The following is a 23,506-nucleotide window of genomic DNA, read 5'->3' on the forward strand; positions in this document are numbered from 1 at the left end:
CCTTTCCCATGTCGCCCTTCGACCTGCCGCCGGACCTGCGCACCCGCCTGCGACGCCTGTCGCTGGCGCCGCGCGCGGCTGCGGTGCTGGTCGGCGACGGGGCCCACGCCAGCCGCAATCGCGGCGGAGCGATGGAGTTCGCCCAGTACCGCGCCTACGAACGCGGCGATGACCTGCGGCGCATCGACTGGAAGCTCTATTCGCGGTCCGACAAGTTCTTCGTCCGCGACGCCGAGCGCGAGAGCCCGGTGGCGATCTGGATCGTGCTGGACGCCAGCGCCTCGATGGCCCAGGCGGATCTCGCCCGCCCCACCTGGACCCGCTTCGACGCCGCCCGCCGGCTGACCGCCGCCCTGATCGAGATTGCCCTGCTGCAAGGCGACCGCTTCGGCCTCGTCGTGGCCCAGGAGCGTGGCCCGCTGATGCTGGCCCCGTCAGGCGACAAGCGCCAGCGCGACCGCATCCGCCTGGAGGTCAGCCCGCTCAAGCCCGGCGGCGCGCCGCACTGGGACCGCGACCTCAAAACCCTGGGCGAGCGCATCGCGCCCGGCGATCTCGTCGTCTTCATCACCGACGGCTTCGATGAGGCCTGCGTCGCCGCCGCCGAGCGCCTGGCCGCCTCGGGCCGCGACGTGTCGTTCGTCCAGCTGCTGACCGGCGACGAGCGCGACTTCCCGTTCGACAGCTCGCTGCGCTTCCGTGATCCGGAGACCCTTGCCGAGCTGCCCGGCGAAGGCAGATCCCTGCGCGCCGACTTCCTCAAGCGCTTCGGCGAGGCCCGCGCCGCCCTGCGCGCCCGGCTGGAAGCGCGCGGCGTCCGCTTTGCCGCGCACTTCGCCGATCAGGATCCTGACGGCCCGATCCAGGCCCTGGCCCGCGCGGCGGCGGCCCGATGATCCCCGCCCTGCTGCTGCCCGCCGCGCTCGCCGCCCTGCTGGCCGTCGCGGTTCCGCTGGCGATCCATATCGCCCGGCGCACCGAAACCCGAACCATCGATTTTGCCGCCCTGCGCTGGCTGAACCCCAACCCCAAGCCGGTCCAGCGCCTGCAACTGGACGAGCGCCTGCTGCTGGCGGTGCGGATCGCGCTGATCGTTGCGGTCGCGCTCGCCCTGGCGCGCCCTGTACTGCGGCCGACCGGCGATGGCCAGCCCGTCGTCGCCATCGCCTCCGGGATCGACGCCGCCCAGGTCGCGGACCAGGGCGTGCGACGTGTCTGGCTGGCCCCGGACTTCCCCAGCGTGGGCCGCGCTGTCCCGCCCGCGACCGCCGACCTCGCCAGCCTGATCCGCCAGCTCGACGCCGAGACCCCGGCCGGAACCCCGCTGACCCTGGTCGTGCCGCAGACCTTCGAAGCGGACGCCGCGCGGCTCGTCCTGTCGCGCGAGGTCGTCTGGAAGGTGGCTCCGGCGAGCGGCACGCCCGCCGCCGCACCCCGGCGGACGCCGCCCAGCCTGATGGTCCGTTACGCCGCCGAGCGGGCCGAGGCGGTTCAGTACTTCCGCGCGGCGGCGGCCGCCTATGCCGGACCTGACCAAGCCCCGCCCCTTGAAGCCGCGCCCGTCGACCAGCCCCCGCCCGCCCAGGCCAAGACCCTGATCTGGCTGTCGGGCGCCCCGCTGTCGGATGCGGCCCTGGCCTGGATCGAGCGCGGCGGCGTCGTGCTGCTGGCCGATGACGCGCCCTCGCCCGTCGAGGGGAGGAAGACCGTGGTCTGGCGCGACGCCGACGCCGCCCCGCTGGCGCTCGAGGGCCGCTATGGCCAGGGTCGCGTCGTCCAGCTGACCCGCCCCCTGACGCCCAAGAGCCTGCCAGCCCTGGTCGAGCCCGACTTCCCCGACCGCCTGTGGGCCCTGCTGGACCCGCCGCCGGCCCCGGCCCGCGTCGCCGCGCAGGACTATGCCCCCGCTGTCGGCGGCGAAGGCCCGGCCCTGGCCTTCAATCCGCATCCGATCGACCTGCGCCCGTGGCTGGCGATGCTGATCGCGGCGCTGTTCGCCGCCGAGCGCTGGCTGGCGACGCGTCGAAGCCGCGCGGCGCCAGCATGATCGCCGCCCTCGCCCACCTGCCCCGCGCCGCCCGGCTGCGCGTGGTGCTCGACACCCTGGCGGTCGGCGCGCCCGCCGTGCTGGCCGGCGGCGTCGCAGCCTGGCGGGTGGCGGGGCCGCTGGGGACGCTCGCCATCGGCGCGGCGGGCCTGGGCGCCACGGCCTGGACCGCCTGGAAACGCACGCAGCGCTTCGATCGCGCCTGGCTGACCGCCGCCCTCGACGCCCGGGCGCCGGGACTTGAGGACAGCAGCGACCTCCTCTTCGCAGCGCCCGAGACCCTGACGGGCCTGGCCGCCCTGCAGCAGGCGCGCCTGCGGGAGCGGCTTAAGGAGGCCGCCGCCCTCGACCTGCGCCCGGCTTGGTCGACCCGCGCCATCGCCGCCTCGGTCGGTCTCAGCGCGCTGGTCATCGCGGCCGCCGCCCTATGGCCCGCGCCGAGCGATAGCGTTCGACGCCCGGGCGCAGCCGTCCCCGCGCCGCTGGCCGCCCCGCACCTGACCGGCGTGCGGCTGCGGATCACCCCGCCCGCCTATACCGGCCAGCGGCCTTTCGAGCAGAGCAGCCTCGATGTCCGCGCGCCCGCCGGATCGCAGGTCGCCTGGAGCCTGGGCTTCATGCCGCAGCCCGACGCGGCGAGCCTGACCTTCCCGGGCGAGGCCGCCCTCTCCCTACGCCGCGACGGCGGCCGCTGGACCGGCGCGCGCGCCTTCGAGCGCTCGGCGCTTTACCGGATCGAGGCCCCGGGCCTGGCCCGCCAGCGCCTGCATCGGCTGGAGATGATCCCGGACGCCGCGCCCGTGGTCCGCGTCGCGAGCCCGACCACCGCCCTCTCCTTCGTCGAACCCGGCCAGGCCCGCTGGGCGCCGGTGTTCGAGGCGCGTGACGACTACGGGGTCGCCGCCACCGCCACCCTGAAGATCACCGTCACCAAAGGCGAAGGCGAGAACATCACCACCACCGAGCGGACCTTGCCGGTGACCGGCCAGGGCGATGCGCGGCTGAAGCGTTTCCCGGTGTCGCTGGACCTGGCCCGCGAAGGCCTTGCGCGTGGCGGCGACCTGATCGTCCAGCTAACCGTCCGCGACAACCGCCAGCCCGCCGCCCAGAGCGTCGAGGGCCCCAGCATCATCCTGCGCTGGCCCAATGACCCGCCGCCGGTCGACGGCCTGGAGGGCATGGCCCGCAAGATCCTGCCGGTCTATTTCCGCAGCCAGCGCCAGATCATCATCGACGCCGAGGCCCTGCTGGCCCGCAAGGCCAGGATCTCGGCCGACAAGTTTATGGATAGCGCCAACGGCCTTGGCGAGGACCAGGCCCAGCTGCGCCTGCGCTACGGCCAGTTCATGGGCGAGGAGGCCGAGGGCGGCGGCGTGGGCCTGGCCCTGCCCACCAGCGACGCCCCGGCGCTCGATCTTCCGACCAATGACGGCCCCGCCGCCCCGGCGGCCAAGGCCAAGGCGCATGACGACGATCACGACCACGGTCCGGGCGACGGCCACGATCATGGCGGCGAGAGCGACGGCTCGCCGCTGGGCGACATGGACAAGCTGTTGGCCCAGTTCGGTCACGCCCACGACACCGGCGACGCCGCCACCCTGTTTTCGCCCAGCGCCCGCGCGACCCTGGCCCAGGCGCTGGACGCCATGTGGGCCTCCGAGCGCGCCCTGCGCCAGGGCGAGGTGAAGGCGGCCCTGCCGCACGCCAACCGGGCGCTCGTCCTGCTGAAGACCGCCCAGCAGGCGACGCGGATCTATCTAGCCCGCACCCCGCCCAAGCTGCCGCCGATCGACCTGTCGCGCCGGATGAGCGGCAAGCGTGACGGCATCGTCACCGGGCGTCTCGCGCCGCTGGTCCGCGACGCCGCTGACACCCCGGCCGTCGCCGCCTGGCGCGCTCTTGGCGAGACGGGTTCCAACGCCGCAACGCCGAACCTCGACGCCCTGAACCGCTGGGTCGCCGCCAACGCCGGCCGCCTGCCCGACGCCCTGTCGCTGAGCGCGGCCATCGACACGGTCCGCAACGAGCCCCAGTGCCAGGACTGCCGTCGCAAGCTGCGCGCCTTGCTGTGGACCGCGCTGGAGCGCCCGACGCCGGGCGTGCAGCGCCGCGCCCCGGTCGATCCGCGCGGCCGGCTCTATCTGGACGCCCTGCGATGACCGGTCCTTCGCTCCTGGCCCTGGTCGTGATCGTCGGCGCGCTGGTCGTCAGCCTGACGCGCCTTTCCCTGCGCCGTCGGGCCGCTGCTACGGCCGAGCGCGGGCCCACCTGGCGCTTCGCCGCGCTGGCCGGTTTGCAGATCGCGGCCGGCGCTCTCTTGTGGCTGACCCTGTTCCCGCCGCAGGTGCTGACCGCGCCGGGTCGGCTGGTGGTGCTGACGGAGGGCGCGGGCGCTCGCCTGCCCGCCTCCGGCGACGTCGTGGTGGCCTTGCCCGAGGCGACCCGCGCGGCCGGGGCCGTCCGGGTTCCGGACCTCGCCACCGCCCTGCGGCTCTATCCCGAGCCCGGCCGTCTGCAGATCGAGGGTCACGGCCTTGCGCCGCGCGACCGCATCCCGCTGGACCGCCCCGCGACCTTCGCCCCGCCCGCGCCGCCGAAGGGGATCATCGCCCTGGCGCTGCCCGCGCCAGTCGCCCCCGGCGCCCGCTTCACGGTAGGCGGCGAGATCGGCGTGCTGGAGGCCGGCGTGGTCGAGTTGCTGGATCCGGCCGGCGCCGTGGTCGACAAGGTCGAGGTCACGGCCGGCGCGCGCTTCCGCCTCGCTGGCGCGGCCCGCGCAGCGGGTCCGGCGCTGTTCGACCTGCGCCTGCGCGACCCGGCCGGCCGGCAGATCGAGCACGTTGAGATCCCGGTCGAGGCCCGCGCCCCGGTCAGCCCGCGCGTCCTCGTCCTGGCCGGGGCGCCGAGCGCCGAGACCAAGTATCTGCGCCGCTGGGCCCAGGACGCCGGGATCGCCCTGAACCTTGAGGTGTCGTTGGGCGGCGGCGTGCAGCTGGGCGACGCGCCCGTGGCCCTGACCCGAGCGACGTTCGACGCGGTGGACCTGCTGGTGATCGACGACCGCCGCTGGGAGGCGCTCAGCCGTCCGGAGCGCGCGGCCATCGACGGCGCCGTGCGCGGCGGTCTGGGCTTGCTCTTACGGCCCAGCGGCCCGCTGTCGGACGCCGTGCGCCGCGACTGGGCGAGTCTGGGCCTGCCCACCGCCGAGACCGACGGCCTGCGCGCCGTGCGGCTGAACGGTCCGAACACGGACGTCAACCGCTACGACATCCTGCCCACCGCCTCAGGCGGCGTGCCGCTGGTCGTCACCAAAGACGGCCAGCCCCTGGCCGCTTGGCGCGCGCGGGGCCAGGGCCGGGTCGCCCTATGGACCGTGGCCGACAGCTACGCCCTGGTGCTGACCGGCCGCGCCGACCGCCACGGCGAGCTGTGGAGCGAGCTGTTCACGGCCGTGGCCCGTCCCGGCGAGGCGGCGGGCGTGCGGGTGGAGGGCCTGGCGCGGGCGGGTCAGAGGGTCGCCCTGTGCGGGGCGCGGGAAGGCCTTACCGTGGTCGAACCCGAAGGGACGACGCGGCGGCCGCTGGTCGATCCACGCGCCGCCCCGGGGGCCTGCGCCGCCTACTGGCCGGCGAGCCCGGGCTGGCGGATGATCGTCGAGGGTGATCGCCGGAGCGCGCTGTACGTCCAGCCCGCCGACGCCGCGCCCTCCCTGGCGAACGCCGAAGCGCGGGCGGCGACTGAGGCTCTGGTCGAGACGGCCGCCGCCGGTCCGGCGCGCGCGGCGCGCCATGCGCCGGGCTCGCCGTGGCCTTGGGCCGCAGGTCTGCTCGCCGTGCTGGGGGCGCTGTGGTGGCTGGAACGGCGCTCGCCGCGCCGGTGATCCTGACCTAGAGCGTCAGCACCACGAACATCACCGCACTGACCGGAATCGCCGCCGAAAGGGCCATGTGCAGAAGGGTCTCGCCGACCGAAAGGGCCGAGCGAGCGGACGTGGAAACCTTGACCGGGGATGGGTTGACGGCGGTGGCCATGGACGATGCTCCTTGCACGGTGGAGCTTGCCCGCAAGGTGTTAACGAAGCTGAATCGGGAACCCCTAACGGCTTGCGACAAGTTGTCCGCGAGACAGCCGCCAGCCCGCCCCAGGGCCAAAAAAATCGGCGCGTCCGAGGGGGACGCGCCGCGGGATCCCGCGCGACACCGGGAGGTTTGTGGCCGCGCGATCGAACCGAAGTAACCCGCCGGGCCAGGAGAGGCGGACGCCGGCGGGCCAGGAGAGGCGGACGCCGGCGGGCGGGGGGTATCAAGACGTCCTAGAAGCTCATCCGCAGGCCCAGAACATAGGTGCGGCCGGGCTTGTAGTAGGTGAAGGTGGCGTTGTCGTACTGGAAGTACGAGCGCAGCGACTCGTTGGTCAGGTTGGTGACGTTGAAGGTCACCTGCGGGGCGTTGTTCAGGCCGAAGATCTTCCCGAGGTCATAGCTCGAGGAGAAGTCGGTCTGCTTGTAGTCGTCCGAGAACAGGGCGGCGGCGGCGATGCCGTTCTGGTTAAGGCCGCTGACCTGCGAGCCCTTCCGGAACACATGGCTGAGACGCAGGCTGACGCCGTTGTGCTCATAGTAGCCCGTCAGGTTGTAGGTGTACTTGGCCACGCCCAGCGCGGTGGCCGGACCATTGCTGGTCTGGTCGACGATGGTGGCGTTGGCGTTGACGCCCAGGCCCTCGACGCCGAACCGGCTGGTCAGGAAGTCGAGCGGCTGAACCCACTGGAACTCCAGGCCGTTGATCGTCAGCTTGTTGGGCACGTTGATCTGCGACTGGACCTGAACCTGCGCCTGGGTCGGACCGCCACGCGAGTTGATGGCCGTCTTCTGGGTGTCGTTCAGGGTGTCGTAGGTGATGCCGTACTGGGCCAGGAACGAGAACGGCTGGGTGACCACGTTGTTCTGCGTGAAGCCGGTGATCGACTTGCGGAACGCGTTGACCGCGACCACGCCTTCCTGGCCGGTGTAGAACTCGAAGCCCAGGTCGATGTTCTTGGAGAAGTAGGGCTCCAGGGCCGAGTTGCCGATCGTGGCCTGGTCGGCCGACGGCGCGCCGAAGCTCACGCCCGGCAGCTGGGCCGACGGATCCGGTCGGGTCATGGTCTCCGACACTGCAGCCCGGGCGACGGCGCGCTCGCCCACGTCATAGGCGATGCTCGCGGCCGGCAGCCACTTGGAATAGGTGTTCTTCGTGTAGACGAAGTTGGTGATGTTCGGATAGCGCGAGCCGTCCGGCAGCGTCCCCGTAGCCGGAGCGTTGCGCGGGTCGGCCACCGAGACGCGGCCGCCGATCGTCTGCTTGGTGTGGACGTAGCGAACGCCGACATTGAAGCGCAGGTCGCTGTCCAGAACCTGGGTCACGCCGTTCAGCTCGGTGAAGGCCGCGCTGTTCTTCTCGTTGATGTAGCCGCCGCTGGCGCCGGTGTTGGAGCCGCCGGATTCCGGGGTGTTGTCGTGGAACTGGTCGTACTTTGAGGCCTGCTTGACCTTGTCCCAGTCGACCGTGACGAAGCCGGCCGGGCCGGGCTTCAGATAGCCGGCTAGACCCGTGGTCGGGATCAGCGAGCCGCCATAGGTGACCGTGCCCGTCTGACCGGCCGTATAGCCCGTGCCGTAGCCCGGATAGGTCGGGTAGCCGGCCGGGGCGGCGCCCGGCTGGTTCAGGCCCTGGCACGCCGGCTGACCGTTCGGCGAGGGCAGGAAGATGCTCGGGTTGTTGCCGCAGGTCGCGTTCTGCCAGGCTTGGCTGTTGTCGTAGCCCCGGATGGTGCGCGAGATGTCGTCGTAGTTGGCGCCGGCCTTCAGGTTCAGGGCCTCGTCGCCCCAGGTGAGCGCGGCGCGGGCGCCCTTGGTCTCATACCAGCGCTTCTCGTCCTGCATGTTCACGCGACCGCCGGTCCAGATGAAGTTGGCCGGGTTGTTGAGGTCGACGCTGCTCTTGATGGTCGGAATACCGGTCGGGTTGGCGGTGTACTCAACCGTCGTCCCCACGCCCAAGGCGGTGACCGGACCGAAGGTCGGGCTCTCGCGGTGGAACGTGCTCTTGGTGTAGTTGGCCTGGGCCTCGAACTTCAGCTTGTCGTTGATGCGCCATTCGCCGCCCGGATTGATCCCCCACAGCTCGGTCTTCTCGAGATAGGGACGGAATTCCAGGAAGAAGTTCGAGTTGGCGTAGGTGCCGGACGTGACCGTGCAACCCGTCGAGCAGTCGGCCTTGTCGTACTTGGTGTTCAGCGGAATGACCGCGCCGTTGCGGACGATCCACATGATGTCTTCGCGGATCAGGTCGGTCTTCTTGTAGCCGTACATCCCGTCGACATAGAAGTTGACGTCGTCGTTCGGACGCCACTCCAGGCTGCCGACCAGGTTGATGCGGTCGCGGTTCCCGTACGAGGCGGACGGACGGCCGATACGCGGCAGCAGACCGTTGTCGATCTGCTGGATCGAGGCGCCGGGGTTGTTGGCCAGCAGGAACGCGCGATCGATGACCGTGCCGGCCACCAGGCCTGCGCCCGCGCCGACCGGGACTGTGCCCGGGATCGTCCAGTTGCCGCCGCCCGTGGGGTTGCAGCCGCTGGTCGCGCCGCACTGGGCCGCCGACAGGTTCGGGTTGGTGTAGCCGATGGTCTCATAGCCGCGGGTGTCGGTCTTCAGGCGCTGGCCCGACATCCCGAACAGGACGCCGAAATTGTCCCAGGTCTTGCTGGCGATCAGCGAGCCCTTGGCGCCCACGCCCGCGCCGTCGGCCTTCACGCCCTGGATGTTCATGGTCAGCGACTGGCCGGGGCGGTCGAACGGACGCGCCGAGCGCATGTCGATATTGCCCGCCGCGCCGCCTTCCAGCAGGCTGGCCGAGTAGCTCTTGTTGACCGTCAGCTTGGTGAAGAGATCGGTCGGGAAGAACGACAGGTCGACCGAGCGGTCGGTGCCCTGCGCGTCGGTCGCGCCCGACGAGGCCACGGCGATCGAGGCGCCGTTCAGCGTCACGTTGGTGAAGTTGCTGCCCAGACCCCGGATGGCGACATTGACGCCTTCGCCGGTGATGTCGCGGGTGATGGTGATGCCCGGAACGCGGTTGAACGACTCGGCGATGTTGGAGTCGGGGAACTTGCCGATGTCTTCGGCGAAGATCGCGTCGGCGAAGCCCGTGCTCTCGCGCTTGGCGACGGTCGATTGCGCCAGGCTCTTGCGATAGCCCGTGACGACGATCGCCTCGACCGAGTCATCGGCGGCGGCCGCCGGCGCGGTCTGGGCGTGCGCCTCGACAGCGATCATGCCCGACAACATGGTGGCGCCCAGCAGCGCAGCGCGGCGCAGACGCGCGCCCATAGCGAAATTCCGCATTGAGATCCCCTTCCTCCCGAAAGCCCGCTTGAAGACGAGCAGCCTTGCTTCTTGGCGCCGCCCGATCTGGTAGCGCTACCAGACACTCTCGCGAAACAACGTGGTCGTCAATAGGTCAGACGACTGAGGTCAGACCTATTGAGGCGCAGGAGAGCGGCGCTGGGCTGTCCTTCGCGCGATACGAAGCGGATTTTTGTCGGTCGGGCGTACGGCAGAACCGCAATCAGGCCTTTCTAGGCGGCCCCATACAGGCTCTCGCGCGGCCATGAAGCGACCACGCGCCGGGCCAATAGTCCTGACCACTTCCCGAGAGATGCGCCAGAAAATCCCTGAACTGTCCAGACCAGTTCAGCCCGGCGGCGCGGCCCCGGGCCCCGTGCGGTAGGCGGCGCGTCCACGGGTCACCCGCCGCAGGGAGGCCGGATAGCGATGCAGCTGGCTCTCGGGCCGGATGGGCCTGGCCACCAGTCCGCCGCCGCAGTCGGGACACAGGCCGCCGAAGCGATCGGCGCAATCCAGGCAGAAGGTGTGCTCGAAGGTGCAGATTCGCGCCGCGTCGCTGGACGGCGGCAGGTCGGCGTCGCAGCACTCGCAGTTGGGACGCAATTCGAGCATGGGCCGTTCTCCCGTGATCGTCGCGCTTCGATAGCTTGGAAGCCTTGCACCATAAGGGGTTTTGCGCGGCCTGCGCGAGGGCGCGCGTTCACCGATCACGGGAATGTGGCGATGCGCGAAAAGCCCGTGATCAACAGGGGTTGACCCCCTTCCCCCCAGGCCCTAGACACCGCGCCGTTTGCGCGGCGGACGGGCCCAAAGCCCGTCCGCTTTCTTGCAAGAAGACGCCCCGACGCGCGGGGGGCGGACGGGGGTTACCCCGGGGCCGTCTTTTTGCGAAAATGACCGCCCAATTCCGGGCCCGATCGCGTTCAGGAGCGCTCCATAGAATGTCCCAAGACCTTCTCCCCGGCGTGACTGGCGTTCTGGCCCTGGCCGACGGCACGATCCTGCAAGGCGTGGGCTGCGGCGCAGTCGGCGACGCGGTCGGCGAGGTGTGCTTCAACACCGCCATGACGGGCTATCAGGAGATCCTGACCGACCCCTCATACATGGCCCAGATCGTCGCCTTCACCTTCCCGCACGTGGGTAATGTCGGCACGAACACCGAAGACCTGGAGCAGATCACCGGCGTGGCCGAGACGGCCGCCCGCGGCGCGATCTTCCGCGACGTCCCGACCGCCCAGGCCAACTGGCGCGCCAATGGCGACTTCGACGCCTGGATGAAGGCCCGCGGCGTGGTCGCCCTGGCCGGCGTCGACACCCGCGCCCTGACCCGCAAGATCCGCGAAACCGGCATGCCGCACGGCGTCATCGCCCATTCGCCCGACGGCAAGTTCGACCTTCCCGCCCTGGTCGCCAAGGCCAAGGACTGGGCCGGCTTGGAAGGCCTCGACCTGGCCAAGGACGCCTCGACCACCCAGACCTTCACCTGGGACGAGGGCCTGTGGTCGTGGCCGGAAGGCTACGCCAAGCTCGACAAGCCCAAGTACGAGGTCGTGGTCATCGACTACGGCGTCAAGCGCAACATCCTGCGGGCCCTCGCCCATGTCGGCGCCCGCGCCACGGTGGTGCCGGCCTCGACCAGCGCCGAAGACATCCTGGCCCGTAATCCGGACGGCGTCATGCTGAGCAACGGCCCGGGCGACCCGGCCGCCACCGGCCAGTACGCCGTGCCGGAAATCCAGAAACTGGTCGCGAGCGGCAAGCCGGTGTTCGGCATCTGCCTGGGCCACCAGATGCTGGCCCTGGCGCTCGGCGCCAAGACCGTGAAGATGGAGCAGGGCCACCACGGCGCCAACCACCCCGTGAAAGACCTGACCACCGGCAAGGTCGAGATCGTCTCGATGAACCACGGCTTCACCGTCGACACCGCGACCCTGCCCGCCCCGGTCAAGGAGACCCACGTCTCGCTGTTCGACGGCACCAACGCCGGCATCGCCCTGGAAGGCAAGCCGGTGTTCTCGGTGCAGCACCACCCCGAAGCCTCGCCCGGCCCGACGGACAGCCTGTACCTGTTCGAGCGGTTTGCGGGCCTGATGGACGCGGCGAAGTAAGCGGTTCGACCTCATAGATCCTCCGCCGCGATGCGGGGGAGGTGGCCCAGAGGACCGTAGGGGGCCAACGCGGCGCTTTCCCAGCTCGCCCCCTCAGTCGCTCCGCGACAGCTCCCCCGTATTACGGGGGAGCATCTTCATGTTTTGACCTCCCCTACGTCACCCGCGCCTATCCTTTGAAAAAGGGAGGACGCGGGGATGATCGACGACACCGATTTCACCGGCAGACGGGTGCTGGTTGTGGGCGGGTCCAGCGGGATCGGCAACGGGATCGCGCACGCGTTCAAGGCGCGCAGCGCCGAGGTCGCCGTCTGGGGCACGCGGGCCAGCGCGGGCGACTATGACCCCGCCGATGGGTCGGACCTTTCCGGCCTGTCCTACGCCCAGGTCGACGTCGGCGATCCGGACGCCATCGACGCCGCTCCTGCCCCGTTCGAGACGCTGGACGTGCTGGTGCTGTGCCAGGGCACGGTCGTCTACAAGCGCGGAGAGTTCGAGCGGCCGGGCTGGGACCGGGTGATGGCGGTCAATCTCGACAGCCTGATGTCCTGCGCCCGGCGCTTCAAACCGGCCCTGGCGCAGAGCCAGGGCAGCGTCATCATCGTCAGCTCGATCTCAGGGCTGAAGGCCAATATCGGCAATCCGGCCTATGCGGCCTCCAAGGCCGGGGCGATCAGCCTGACCAAGACCCTGGGCCAGGCCTGGGCGCCGGAGGGCGTGCGAGTCAACGGTCTGGCGCCGGGCCTCGTCGAAACCAAGCTGACCAAGGTCACCACCGCCAATCCCGAGCGCCTGGCCGGAGCGCTGGCGACCATCCCGCAGCGCCGGATGGGCACGCCCGCCGATATGGCCGGGGCGGCGCTGTTCCTGGCCTCGCCGCTCGCATCCTACGTCACCGGCCACACCCTGGTGGTCGACGGCGGTCTGTCGCTTTGAAGGGAGAAGAACAATGAAGGCCCTGCGCTATCACGGCGCCCGCGACGTCCGCTACGAGAGCATGGACGATCCGACGCCCCAGTCGGACCGCGACGCCATCGTCAAGGTCACCGCCTGCTCGATCTGCGGTTCGGACCTGCACATCTATCACGGCCACGGCTTCTCGGAGGACCAGGGCTTCTGCGTCGGCCACGAGGCGGTCGGCGAGGTGGTCGAGGTCGGGCGCGGCGTGCAGCGGCTGAAGGTGGGCGACAAGGTGATGCTACCGGCCGCCGTGGGCTGCGGGCGCTGCCGCTCGTGCCTGTCGGGGGTGATCCAGACCTGCGAGAACGGCCAGGGCGCCTGTTATGGCCTGTCCGCGCGGCTGCAGGGCTCGCAGGCGGAAGCCGTGCGCGTGCCGGCGGCCGACATGAACGCCGTGCCGGTGCCCGACGGCGTCTCGATGGACCAGGCGCTGATGATGACCGACGCCCTGGCCACGGCCTGGTTCGGGGCGCGAAACGCCGAGGTGCGGCCGGGCGCCAGCGTGGCGGTGATCGGCCTTGGGCCGATCGGCCTGATGGCGGTGGAGAGCGCCTATGTCATGGGCGCGCACGTCGTCTACGCCATCGATCCCCTGCCCGCCCGCCGGGCCCTAGCGGAAGAGGCCGGCGCGATCGCCCTGCATCCCGACGAGGCTCTGGCGCGCGTGCGCGAGGACACGAAAGGGCGCGGGCTAGATTGCGTGATCGAGGCGGTCGGCGGCGAAGCCACAGTCGACGCGGCCCTGCGGCTGGTGCGGCCGCGCGGCGTGGTGTCGGTGATCGGCGTACAGCAGGCCAAGCGCTTTCCCTTCCCGCTGGAGCGCGCCTTCGGCGCGGGCCTGACCTTCCGGGTCGGCACCTGCTCGGTGCCCGAGGAACTGCCGGCGCTGTTCCCGCTGGTCCGCTCAGGCCGCCTGCGGCCCGAGAAATACATCAGCCACCGCATGGCGCTCAGCGACGGCGCTGAGGCCTACCGCCTGTTCGAGAGCCGCGAGGCGGGGGCGCTCAAGATGGTGCTGACGCCGGGGTGATCGCCTGTTCCCCTTTACCCAGTCATCCGACCTCCCCGGCGAATGCCGGGGTCCAGATCGAACCCGCCGTCATCGAAGCGCTGGCAAGGCCGTATGGCGCGCTCACCCAAACCGATCCGGATGAATCTGGGCCCCGGCATTCGCCGGGGAGGTCGGGTATTTTGGCCGCGACGTTGAAAAGTGGGGGCCGCCTCCCGCAAGACTAGGGGGCAAAGCGGGAGGCGGCGACCGGACGCCCGCTGCAATGGGGGGCGCGTGCAGGCGTCCGGCGGGCGGAGCCCATCGCCCGGACACATGTCCGGAAGGGATGGACGGGCTCGAACCCGATCTGTGAACTCAGGCGCTCAGACCTTCATGTCGAGCAGGGCGCCAGTCATCTCGTCGGCGGTGCGGACGACCGCCGCATTGGCCTTGAAGTCGGTGGACGCGCCGATCTGTTCGACGCGCTCCTTGACGTAGTCGACGTCACGGGTCTCGGCGTTCTTCTCGGCCTGCTGCTCGCCGGCGGCGACGCGCTGGGCGCTGGCGCTGAGCCGGTCGGCGGCGGCGAGCATCCCCGAGGCGGCGATGGATAGGGCCTGCATGGACAATGTCCTCTCTGCTTACCCAAGGTTATCCGACAGGTTGGGTTAAGCCCCGGCGACGAGAAATGGTAAAATTCACGGCTTGGTCATGTTTTTTGCCACGCGTTAACCTCCGGGGGTCGGGCATGAGCTGTCGGGAGGGGTGGGATCTTCCGCCGCCCCGCCCTCTGGCGGCTGGCGCATGCTGGGGTTGCGACAGCAGCGGAACTGCGTGGCGATAACACCGGTCTTCGCGCCAAAAACCTACCCAAGATTACAAAACGTTCAGACTCCGCCGTCTCGACAAGCTGTCACAGGGTCGACATGGTTCGCCGCCGTTCCGGACTTGGGGGTCCGCGACGCGGGGGAATGGGGCGAGTTCGCCGCCGGAACCAATCATAATTTTGGCTACACGCCCGAGGAGCGTCTCAAGTCATGTCGTTTATCCGTCGCGCCGCGCTCGCCAGCGCCGCCCTGCTCATGGTCGCGCAACCGGTCCTGGCCAAGACGCAGGCCCAGCCCGCCGCCGTCCAGAAGGTGGCTCCGAAGGCGGCTCCGAAGGCGATCAAGAAGGCCGCGCCGGTTTCGGATTTCACGCCGTCGGCGGACATCATCAAGACGCACATGGCCTTCCTGGCCGACGATCTGCTGGAAGGCCGCGAAGCCGGCACGCGCGGCTATGACATCGCCGCCAACTACGTGGCCGCCCAGTACGCCCTGCTGGGCGTGAAGCCGGCCGGCGACAACGGCGCCTATCTGCAGCGCGTACCGTTGATCTCGTTCCGTCCGGCCGGCGACGGCGCGATCACGGTTACGGGCGCCGACGGCCAGACGACCGCCCTCACCTTCGGCGAAGACTTTCTGCCGACGCCGCAGGCCCAGGCCGCCGACCTGACGGTGGAAGCCCCGCTGGTGTTTGTCGGCTACGGCGTGGTCGACCCCACCCGCAACCGCGACGACTACGCTGGCCTGGACGTGAAGGGCAAGATCGTCGTCATGCTGGGCGGCGCCCCGGCCTCGATCCAGACCGAAGAGCGCGCTCACCTGAGCAGCCCCAACACCAAGCGCGCCGAAGCCGAAAAGCGCGGCGCGATCGGCGTCATCACCCTGTCGACCCCGAGCGGCGAAAAGCGTCGTCCGTTCAAGGCGGGCGTGGCCGGCATGAAGAGCTGGCGCGTGGTGTGGCGCAACGCCCAGGACGTCGGCGCGATCCGCGCGCCGGGCGCCCCGTCGCTGGCCTCGCTGAGCCAGGCCGGCGCGGCCAAGCTGTTCGCCGGCGCGGCGGGCTCGCTGGAAGCCGCCATGGCCGAGGCCGAGAAGCCGGAAGGCGCGGTCAAGGGCTTCGCCCTGGCCACCAAGGTCAAGATCGAGCTGAAGACCGAGATCCAGAAGAGCGAAAGCAGCAACGTCGTCGGCGTCATCGAAGGGTCGGACCCGACCCTGAAGGCCCAGACGATCATCCTGTCGGCGCACCTGGACCACATCGGGATCCGGCCGAACGTCAAGCCGGGCGAAGACGCTATCAACAACGGCGCGCTCGACAACGCCTCGGGCATCGCCACCCTGCTGGAGGTCGCGCGCGGCTTCAAGAACAGCAAGATCCGTCCCAAGCGCTCGATCGTCCTGCTGGCGGTGACCGCCGAGGAAAAGGGCCTGGTAGGCTCGGACTACTTCGCCAACAACCCGACGGTGAAGAAGGCCGACATCGCGGCGAATGTGAACCTCGACATGCCGGTGCTGCTGTATCCGTTCAGCGACGTCATCGCGTTTGGCTCTGACCGCTCGACCATCGGCGACGTCGTCAAGCGCGCCGCAGGCCGCGTCGGCATCGGTCTTTCGGGCGATCCGCTTCCGGAAGAAGGTCTGTTCACCCGCTCGGATCACTACCGCTTCGTTGAGCAGGGCGTGCCGTCGGTGTTCCTGATGACCGGCTTCAAGAACGGCGGCGAGAAGGCCTTCACGACCTTCCTGAAGACCAACTACCACAACCCCGCCGACGACCTGAAGCAGCCGATCGACTATGACGCCGCCGCGCGCTTCGCGCTGGTGAACTACGAGATCGCCCGCGAACTGGCCAACACCCCGGCCCGTCCGACCTGGAAGAAGGGCGACTTCTTCGGCAGCGCCTTCGCCCCGGCCGGCCACCCGTCGGCGGCGAAGTAGGGCTTAATCCCGATCTCCCCGGCGAATGTCGGGGCCCAGATGGAAAAGCGCTGGGGTTGGTTCTAGGAGCGCATCGCTTCTCCAATCACCCCAAACGCCTTGAGATCTGGATCCCGGCGTTCGTCGGGAAAATCGGATGAGAGTGATTGACCCGGAGGGCGGCGGAAGAGATTCTGCCGCCCTCTCTTTTTCGTGATCCGGATACCCCACGCGTGACCGCCCGCACCGGCGCCTACCTGAAGATCGGCGTGATCGCGCCGGCCCTGATGGTGGCCGACGTGTGGCTGGCCCAGCAGCTGTTTCCCGGCTTCGACGCAGGCGCGCAGTTCATCAGCGAGCTGGGCGGCCCCGAGGCGCCGATGCCCGAGATCTTCAACTACGGCATGGTCATCGCCGGGATCGCGGGCCTGTTCGCCGGCGCAGGCTTCACCCATGCGCTGGAGCACGCCGGCGGACGACGGGTCGTCTCGGCCTTCGCGGGTCTGTTCGTGGCGCTTACGGGCCTGGGCGCGATCTTCGCCGGCATCTTCCACTGGCCTGATCCGATGCACCGCGCTTGCGGCGTAGGCCTGGGGATCCAGTTCGCGCCGCTGTTCGCCGCCTGGGCGCTGTGGGGCAAGCCCGACTACCGGCGCCTCGCGCAGTTCTCGCTGGGCTGGTTCTTCGGCCTCCTGCTGGTCTTCGCCCTGCTGACCGGGGTCTGGAACGTCCGCACCGGCCACGACGTCGGCTACTGGCAGCGCGGCCACGCGTTCCTTGGCCTGCTGTGGCTGGGCATCGCCGCCTGGACCCTGGAGAAGGGCTGGCGCACGGCGGTCATGGACGAGATCGAAACCGCCTCGGCCTGAAACGGCCCCTTGGTTTTCTTGAACCGCCTGTACAAAAAACGGCGAGACCCAGGGCGCGGCGCGGCTTAAGAGCCCGCCAATGACCACGCCTCTGCTGACCCTGCTGCGGGGCAAGACCCCGATGCGCCCGCAAGACGCCGTCCGGGGCGGCCTGGGCGCGTTGCTCGGCCTGCTGTTCGCCGGACTGCTGGGCCGCCTGGCTGTCGGCGACGGCGACTGGCTATTTCCGCTGCTGGTGGCGCCGATCGGCGCGTCGGCGGTGCTGGTCTTCGCCGTGCCGGCCAGTCCGCTGGCGCAACCGCGGTCGGTGCTGGGCGGCAACATCGTCTCAGCCCTGGTCGGGGTGACGGTCGCGCTGCTGATCCCGGCCCCGGTGATCGCCGCGCCGCTCGCGGTCGGACTGGCCATCGCGACCATGATGCTGCTGGGCTGCCTGCACCCGCCCGGCGGAGCCGTGGCGCTGATCTGCGTGATCGGCGGCCCCAAGGTGGCGGAAGCCGGCTATCTGTTCGCGCTGAATCCCGTGGCGCTGGACTCAGGGCTTCTGGTCCTGGCCGGCATGGCCTGGGGACGGCTGACCCGTCACTCCTATCCTCACCGGGCGCCCGCGCCGGCCGCCAGTCCGCATCAAACGCGCGATCCCACGCCTGACGCCCGCATAGGCTACAGCCCGATCGACCTCGACACTGCGTTGGCCCGCTATGGCGAGTTGCTCGACGTCAGCCGCGACGACCTCGACGCCCTCTTCCGCCAGGTCGAGCTGTCGGCGGCCCAGCGCCTGCACGCGCAGATCCGCTGCGGCGACGTGATGTCCCGCGACGTGGTCAAGCTGCAACACGACCAGTCGGCCGAGAGCGCCCTGACTTTCCTGCAACGTCACGACCTTCGCGCCGCCCCGGTGGTGGACGCCGCGGGCCGGGTCATCGGCATGGCGCGACGCGCAGAGCTGCAAGCCCATCGCGACGGGGTGGTCGAGGCGGCTTTGGATCCGTTCGTCCACCAAGTTCGGGAGTCCACGCCGATCGCGGCGCTGCTGCCGATCCTGTCCGGCGGCCATGTCCACGAGGCGATGGTCGTCGACGCCGAGCGCCGCCTGGTGGGCGTGATCACCCAGACCGACCTGATCGCCGTGCTCTACCGGGCCCACGTGGTCGAGGCCGTGGTGGGCGCGACGCCTTAGGTGTTCAGCCCCGGGCTTTGGCGGTAGGTGCTGGCGCGGGTTCGGATGGGAATCCTCGTCCTTCGACAAGCTCAGGATGAGGATTTTGTGCGAGCCGAAGCTGACAGTCGTCCTCACCCTGAGCTTCTCGAAGGGCGAGGACGGCCACCAGAACGCCGCTCCCACCCAATGCGAATAAAGCCTTAGGCGAAATCAGCCACCTAAGCCGCGCGCCGGATCGCGCCGCGGCCCAGGCGGAAGCGGCCGACCAGCGACATCAGCCGCGCGCCCTGCCCGGCCAGCGCCTCGTCAGCGAGGCTGGCCTTCTCGACCATGGTCAGATTTTCCTGGGTGAAACGCTCGATCTCCGCGACCTCGCCGTTGACCATCGCCAGATCGCGGGCCTGTTCGCGCAGCGACTCGGCGATGCGGCTGGCGGCGGCGTCGACGCCGACGATCCGACCGGCCACGCTATGCAGCGCTGCGCCGGTGCGTTCCACCAGCGCCACGCCAGCCTGGACGCTGGTCCCGGACTCGCTGATCAGCCCCTTGATCTGCCGCGCGGACTCCGCCGAGCGCTGGGCAAGAGCCCGGACCTCTTGCGCCACCACCGCGAAACCCCGCCCCGCGTCGCCCGCCCGCGCCGCCTCGACGCCCGCATTCAGGGCCAGCAGGTTGGTCTGGAAGGCGATCTCGTCGATCAGGCCGACGATGTCGCCGATCCGGCGCGACGAGGCGTCGATCTGACCCATGGTTTCAGCCGCCTCGCCCACGACAGCGCCACCCTGGTCGGCCTCGCTCCGCGCAGAGGCGACGAGGCGCCGGGTCTCGTCGGCGTCAGCGGCCGCGCCGCCCATCGCCCCGGTGACGGCGTCCAGCGACCCGGCGGCGCGCTGCAGGCCCAGGGCCTGCCGCTGGGTGCGGCGCGCCAGATCGCCAGAGGCGGTCGACAGCGTGTCAGCCGCAGCGCCGATCGCGTCGGCGGCTTCGGCGATCTCACCGATCGCCTGCTCCAAACTCTCAACGGCGGTGTTGAAGTCACGGCGCAGCGGCTCGTAGACCGGCGCGAACGGCCCGGCGATGCGGCGCGACAGGTCGCCCGCCGCCACGGCTGCAAGAGCCTCGCCCACCTGACTGACCACGTCGGTCTGCTCGTCGATCGACAGGGTCAGGGCGGCGGCCCGGTCGCGATCGGCGTCGGCGGCGCGGCGCAGACTGTCCTGTTCGTCCCGCAGGGCCTGGGCGCGGGCCAGTTCGACGCGCAACGTCTCCAGCGCGCGGGCGATTGAGCCGATCTCGTCGGCGCGCTCGGTCTCGGCGACCGGGCGATCATAGCGATGCTCGGCCAGACCCTTGACCGTCTCGCGCAAGGCCAGCAGGGGCCTGGCGATCAGGGCCCGCGAGGCGACCGCCAGAACGCCCAGGGCGGCGGCCAGCAGCACCAGGCCGCCGATCGCCAGACCCAGGGCCAAACGGCGCGCAGGCGCCAGCAGGGCCGCCTCGCTGACATCCACCACCATGGCCCAGGTCGCGCCCGAGGCCAGGCGCACTGGCGCAACCAGACGCTGGGCCTTCTGGCCGTTGATCGTGACGCCGGCGATGACGGCGGGCTTGCCGTCGCTCATCACCTGGCGCACGCCGTCCAGGCCCGGATCGGCGTAGGGCTTCATCCGCAAGGCCGCGTCCGGGTGCGAGACCCACAGGCCGGCCGGAGAGACCAGCATGGCCCGCCCGTCGTTGAAGGGCTTCAGCGCGTTCAGGCGCGCGGCGATATCGTCCAGGGCCAGATCCGCGCCCATCACCCCGATCAGCCGTCCGCTCGCCATGACCGGATAGGTGATCGAGGTCATCAGAACCTGCTTCTGGCCGCCGCCTTCGGCGACATTGTCGGAATAGGGCTCCATCACGGCGGGGCGGCCGCTGTTGAAGCTGGTCTTGTAGAAGTCCTCGTCGAACTCGCCGTCCTCACCGCCCGAGATCGCCACGCCCTGCCCCTCGCGCACCCAGTAGCCGATGAAGCGGCCGCTGGCGGTCGAGCCCAGCTCGGTCTTGCCCGCGAAGGCGGCGTCGTCGCCCAGCACGTTGGGTTCGAACATCAGCCAGCCGCCCAGCATGGCGTCGGCCGCCGTGGAGACGGGTTTCAGTTGGGCCATGTAGACCGCGCGATCCCGCTGTCCGGCCTCATAGCTGGCCGCGAACAGCGCCGCCGAGGCGCGCACCACCGCGTCGGCGGCGTCCAGGTCGGTCTTGACGCCTTGAGCGCTCTCGCCCGTCATGCTGGCGGCGTAGCGCTCGGCCAGATCGCGGACCGCGACATTGCTGCTCCAGGTGATCAGCAGCGAAGCCGCCATCAGCAACGCGCCCAGGGCTCCGCCCCCGGCCGCCATCAGCTTCCCCGCCAGAGACAAGCGCTTGAACGCTCCGGTCATCCTTACGCCCCCCAACTCTACTGTGGCGTGAGAAGGCATGGTAAATCTTGCCGAAACTTGAACGCCGCCCCATCGTCCCCCGACGCCTTATCCAAAATGGGGAGCTTTCGATGATCGTGGTCCACCACCTCAACAACTCACGCAGCCAGCGGGTGCTTTGGCTGCTGGAGGAGCTGGGCCATCCTTACGAGATCAAGCGCTACCAGCGCGACGCCAAGACCATGCTCGCGCCGCCGGAACTGCGGGCGATCCATCCGCTGGGCAAGTCCCCGGTGATCACCGACGGCGACACGGTGCTGGCCGAGACCGGCGCGATCGTCGAGTACCTTATCGCCATGTATGGCGGCGGCCGCCTGATGCCGACGCCCGGCACGCCCGAGCGCCTGCGCTACACCTACTGGCTGCACTACGCCGAGGGCTCGGCCATGCCGCCGCTCCTGATGAAGCTGGTGTTCACCGCCCTGCCCGATCGTGCGCCCGGTCTCATGAGGGGCCTGGTCAAGTCGATCGCCGGCCGGGCGCTGAAGGGTTTCGTCGACCCGCAGGTGAAGGCCCATATCGACTACTGGGAGACGGAGCTGGGCAAGTCGACCTGGTTCGCCGGCGCGCAGCTGACCGGCGCCGACATCATGATGAGCTTCCCGCTGGAAGCCGCCGCCCAGCGCGCCGGGGCGGCCGATCGCCCCCGGATCAAGGCGTTCCTCGACCGCATCCACGCCCGCCCGGCCTATCAGCGGGCCCTGGAGCGTGGCGGCCCCTATGACTACGCCTGAGCGCCTGCTGCCAGAAACCGTCACGCGCCCCGGCTAGCTTGGACGAACAGAGCGGAGAAACGCCATGAAGATCGTCACCAGTCTCAGCTTCCAGGGCCAATGCCGCGAAGCCTTTGAGTTCTACGCCAAGGTGCTGGGCGGCCAGATCACGGCCGCCTACCCGTTCGGCGAAGGTCCGCCCGACGGCCCGCCGATGGACCCCAAGTACAAGGACTGGCTGATGCACGCCTGGCTGGACGTGGGCGACCAGTCGATCATGGGCGCGGACATGCCGCCCGAGTTCGCGCCCAACATCGACAAGCCCAAGAACGGTTTCGACGTCACCTTCCACACCGATGATCCGGCCGAAGCCCGGCGCGTATTTGACGCCCTGTCTGAAGGCGGCCAGGTCGGCATGCCCTTCGCCGCGACCTTCTGGTCGCCGGGCTATGGCAGCTTCACCGACAAGTTCGGGATTCCGTGGATGATCAATACGACGTCCAAGGAAGGCTGACGGCGCGCGCTCGGTCTGGGCGAGGCGCGCCCTCGCCCAGACCGACAGTGATTCCAGAGGGTTAGAGCGCTTCCACCCGTTCGATGGCGCCTGTCCGACCAGTCCCCCGGGCGATGCGACACTGAGTTGCATCCGCCTCGCATTCACGTAACATCGTTCTGCGTCGTGGCGCGAGGGCGGGCATGGATCTGGAGAGAGCGCTCAGTTTCGCCGAAAAGTACGCGCGCGAATACCTGCTGTACCTGCTCGACTTCTTTCGCCGCAAACGCAGCGAACCCACCACCAATGTCGAGAACCCCGAAGGCAAGATCGTCATCTATGCGCTGATCAGCGCCTCGATCGGCCTGTTTCTCAGCTACAAGTTCGTCGCCGAGACGGACCTGACCGCGCAGACCTTTGCGATCGAGCTCTTCGTGAAATTCGCCTACTGGCTGGCGATCGCGCTGTTTCTGCATCTGTTGCTGGTGGTGATGCGGTCCGGTGTCGACTTCATGACGCCGCTGCTGGTCACCCTGACCGTCATGCCCGTGGCCTACGCCCTGGGCGGCTATGCGGCCTATGTCATGAACAAGCTGTCGTGGTTCTGGGTCGACCTGGACAACAATAGCCGGGCCCACCTGGGCTACGCCTATTTCGGCGCGGTGGCGGTGCAGCTGGCCGTCGCCATCATCTACTTCCCGCGGATGCTCAGCCGATACGGCGCCTTGGCGCGCTGGCGCGTGGCGGTGGCGTCCGCAGGCGTGTCGCTCTTCATCATCCTGGTGCAACTCGTCGCCTTGATCGGCCGGATCGAAGGGAAAGCGGTATGAGACTAGTGCTGGTTCCGCTCTTCGCGACCGTCCTGGCCCTCAGCACGCCTTCCGCCGCCCGCGCCGAAACCGGACTCCAGAAACTGGGTTCCTGCCTGGTTCGACCGATCGAATGCGCCAAGAAGATCGTCGGCGCGGTCGTGAACGGGCCAACACCTCCGCCCGCTCCGCCACCGCCTCCAATTCCTCCTCCTCCTCCTCCTCCTCCTCCTCCTCCGCCTCCTCCGCCGCCGCCGCCGCCGCCGCCGCCGCCCGTCACGTCGCGAGAATTCATCGTCTATTTCGAGTTCGACTTGAGCGTGTTGAGCCCGACCGGACTGGAGGTGGTGAACGCGGCGGCCGCCTACGCCGCGCAGAGCGGCGCGACCCGGGTGCTGGTCATCGGCCACGCCGACACCGCCGGCGACGACGCCTACAATCTCGGGCTCTCAGAGCGACGGGCCAAGGCCACCGCCGACGCGCTGGTTGCGCAAGGGGCCTCCCTCCTGACGATCACCGTCGACTGGAAGGGCGAAAGCCAGCCTGCGGTCGCCACCGGCGACCAGGTCCCCGAACCCATGAACCGTCGTGCCGAGATCAGGGTCGGCGACTGAGGCGCGCGCCCGATCTTGACCTCGATCAAGGCTAGGTCGAGCGCTGCGACCAAGCGCCGCCGTTGACGGAAATTAACCGTCTAAAAAGGCTAATGGCGGATTTTATCCACAAGGATCGTGCGGTTAATCCGCCTGTCCCTT

General features: G+C 69.7%; 19 protein-coding genes and 3 pseudogenes. 15 read left to right on the top strand and 7 right to left on the bottom strand.

The annotated features are described in order from the left end of the window. Window positions 1-8: 8 nt before the first annotated feature. Genes ACT53N_RS08690 through ACT53N_RS08705 form a run of 4 tightly spaced genes read left to right on the top strand, consistent with a single transcriptional unit; the run spans window position 9 to window position 5,927 of the window. On the top strand, window positions 9-896 hold the full coding sequence (locus ACT53N_RS08690) for a DUF58 domain-containing protein (RefSeq protein ID WP_476063531.1): 888 nt from the start codon (window positions 9-11) through the stop codon (window positions 894-896). Next, window positions 893-2,047, top strand: a complete 1,155-nt coding sequence (locus ACT53N_RS08695; RefSeq protein ID WP_476063532.1) for a BatA domain-containing protein — start codon at window positions 893-895, stop codon at window positions 2,045-2,047. The genes ACT53N_RS08690 and ACT53N_RS08695 overlap by 4 nt, the downstream gene beginning before the upstream one ends. Then, complete coding sequence (locus ACT53N_RS08700) at window positions 2,044-4,206, top strand: DUF4175 family protein (RefSeq protein WP_476063533.1); 2,163 nt, start codon at window positions 2,044-2,046, stop codon at window positions 4,204-4,206. The genes ACT53N_RS08695 and ACT53N_RS08700 overlap by 4 nt, the downstream gene beginning before the upstream one ends. Beyond that, entirely contained in the window at window positions 4,203-5,927 is a 1,725-nt protein-coding gene (locus ACT53N_RS08705; RefSeq protein WP_476063534.1) for a hypothetical protein, read from the top strand. The genes ACT53N_RS08700 and ACT53N_RS08705 overlap by 4 nt, the downstream gene beginning before the upstream one ends. Window positions 5,928-5,934: 7 nt before the next feature. Here the strand turns inward: ACT53N_RS08705 and ACT53N_RS08710 are convergent, their stop codons facing one another. The 3 genes from ACT53N_RS08710 to ACT53N_RS08720 all read right to left on the bottom strand — a co-directional run bounded on the left by ACT53N_RS08710 (window position 5,935) and on the right by ACT53N_RS08720 (window position 10,049). Further along, window positions 5,935-6,078 carry a hypothetical protein gene (locus ACT53N_RS08710; protein WP_476063535.1) on the bottom strand — a complete coding sequence of 48 codons (144 nt, stop codon included), beginning with the start codon at window positions 6,076-6,078 and terminating at the stop codon, window positions 5,935-5,937. A 281-nt stretch (window positions 6,079-6,359) separates the two neighbouring features. Beyond that, the gene (locus ACT53N_RS08715; RefSeq protein WP_476063536.1) at window positions 6,360-9,434 is read right to left on the bottom strand and encodes a TonB-dependent receptor; all 3,075 of its coding nucleotides are present in this window, start codon (window positions 9,432-9,434) and stop codon (window positions 6,360-6,362) included. 348 nt (window positions 9,435-9,782) lie between these two features. Then, window positions 9,783-10,049, bottom strand: coding sequence for a DUF1272 domain-containing protein (locus ACT53N_RS08720; protein WP_476063537.1), 267 nt, complete (start codon window positions 10,047-10,049; stop codon window positions 9,783-9,785). A 329-nt stretch (window positions 10,050-10,378) separates the two neighbouring features. On the opposite strand from ACT53N_RS08720, the gene carA reads away from it, so the two are divergent. The 4 genes and pseudogenes from carA to ACT53N_RS08740 form a co-directional block, all read left to right on the top strand. Next, entirely contained in the window at window positions 10,379-11,545 is a 1,167-nt protein-coding gene (gene carA / locus ACT53N_RS08725) for a glutamine-hydrolyzing carbamoyl-phosphate synthase small subunit (protein WP_476063538.1), read from the top strand. A 198-nt stretch (window positions 11,546-11,743) separates the two neighbouring features. Continuing rightward, window positions 11,744-12,481 (top strand): SDR family NAD(P)-dependent oxidoreductase, encoded by a 738-nt coding sequence (locus tag ACT53N_RS08730; protein ID WP_476063539.1) that lies wholly within the window; start codon window positions 11,744-11,746, stop codon window positions 12,479-12,481. Between the two features lie 13 nt (window positions 12,482-12,494). Beyond that, window positions 12,495-13,535 (top strand): alcohol dehydrogenase family protein, encoded by a 1,041-nt coding sequence (locus ACT53N_RS08735; RefSeq protein ID WP_476063540.1) that lies wholly within the window; start codon window positions 12,495-12,497, stop codon window positions 13,533-13,535. 24 nt (window positions 13,536-13,559) lie between these two features. Further along, window positions 13,560-13,741 (top strand): annotated as a pseudogene (locus ACT53N_RS08740) (hypothetical protein); the annotation flags it as partial. Here the strand turns inward: ACT53N_RS08740 and ACT53N_RS08745 are convergent. Continuing rightward, window positions 13,712-13,831 (bottom strand): annotated as a pseudogene (locus ACT53N_RS08745) (endonuclease domain-containing protein); the annotation flags it as partial. The pseudogenes ACT53N_RS08740 and ACT53N_RS08745 sit on opposite strands and share 30 nt — an antisense overlap. A 48-nt stretch (window positions 13,832-13,879) precedes the next feature. Continuing rightward, window positions 13,880-14,125, bottom strand: coding sequence for a flagellar basal body rod C-terminal domain-containing protein (locus ACT53N_RS08750; RefSeq protein ID WP_476063541.1), 246 nt, complete (start codon window positions 14,123-14,125; stop codon window positions 13,880-13,882). 408 nt (window positions 14,126-14,533) lie between these two features. On the opposite strand from ACT53N_RS08750, the gene ACT53N_RS08755 reads away from it, so the two are divergent. From ACT53N_RS08755 to ACT53N_RS08765, 3 genes are all read left to right on the top strand, one after another. Next, window positions 14,534-16,261, top strand: coding sequence for a M20/M25/M40 family metallo-hydrolase (locus ACT53N_RS08755; protein WP_476063542.1), 1,728 nt, complete (start codon window positions 14,534-14,536; stop codon window positions 16,259-16,261). 146 nt (window positions 16,262-16,407) lie between these two features. Beyond that, window positions 16,408-17,109: a DUF998 domain-containing protein gene (locus ACT53N_RS08760; RefSeq protein WP_476063543.1), complete on the top strand. Its 702-nt coding sequence runs from the start codon at window positions 16,408-16,410 to the stop codon at window positions 17,107-17,109. A gap of 79 nt (window positions 17,110-17,188) precedes the next feature. After that, window positions 17,189-18,289, top strand: a complete 1,101-nt coding sequence (locus ACT53N_RS08765; RefSeq protein ID WP_476063544.1) for an HPP family protein — start codon at window positions 17,189-17,191, stop codon at window positions 18,287-18,289. A 51-nt stretch (window positions 18,290-18,340) separates the two neighbouring features. On the opposite strand, the pseudogene ACT53N_RS08770 reads toward ACT53N_RS08765, so the two are convergent. Both ACT53N_RS08770 and ACT53N_RS08775 read right to left on the bottom strand, forming a co-directional pair. Next, a pseudogene (locus tag ACT53N_RS08770) lies at window positions 18,341-18,445 on the bottom strand (hypothetical protein); the annotation flags it as partial. Window positions 18,446-18,489: 44 nt separating this feature from the next. Next, window positions 18,490-20,736, bottom strand: coding sequence for a methyl-accepting chemotaxis protein (locus ACT53N_RS08775; RefSeq protein WP_476063545.1), 2,247 nt, complete (start codon window positions 20,734-20,736; stop codon window positions 18,490-18,492). A gap of 71 nt (window positions 20,737-20,807) precedes the next feature. Between ACT53N_RS08775 and ACT53N_RS08780 the strand changes: the two genes are divergently transcribed. The 4 genes from ACT53N_RS08780 (at window position 20,808) to ACT53N_RS08795 (ending at window position 23,365) form a co-directional block, all read left to right on the top strand. Beyond that, window positions 20,808-21,470: a glutathione S-transferase family protein gene (locus ACT53N_RS08780; RefSeq protein WP_476063546.1), complete on the top strand. Its 663-nt coding sequence runs from the start codon at window positions 20,808-20,810 to the stop codon at window positions 21,468-21,470. A gap of 64 nt (window positions 21,471-21,534) precedes the next feature. Continuing rightward, window positions 21,535-21,963 (top strand): VOC family protein, encoded by a 429-nt coding sequence (locus ACT53N_RS08785; RefSeq protein ID WP_476063547.1) that lies wholly within the window; start codon window positions 21,535-21,537, stop codon window positions 21,961-21,963. 182 nt (window positions 21,964-22,145) lie between these two features. Then, the gene (locus ACT53N_RS08790; RefSeq protein ID WP_476063548.1) at window positions 22,146-22,772 is read left to right on the top strand and encodes a hypothetical protein; all 627 of its coding nucleotides are present in this window, start codon (window positions 22,146-22,148) and stop codon (window positions 22,770-22,772) included. Further along, window positions 22,769-23,365, top strand: coding sequence for an OmpA family protein (locus ACT53N_RS08795; protein ID WP_476063549.1), 597 nt, complete (start codon window positions 22,769-22,771; stop codon window positions 23,363-23,365). Before ACT53N_RS08790 ends, ACT53N_RS08795 begins: the two co-directional genes overlap by 4 nt. Window positions 23,366-23,506 lie beyond the last annotated feature (141 nt).

Source organism: Caulobacter sp. DMC95 (assembly GCF_056313785.1).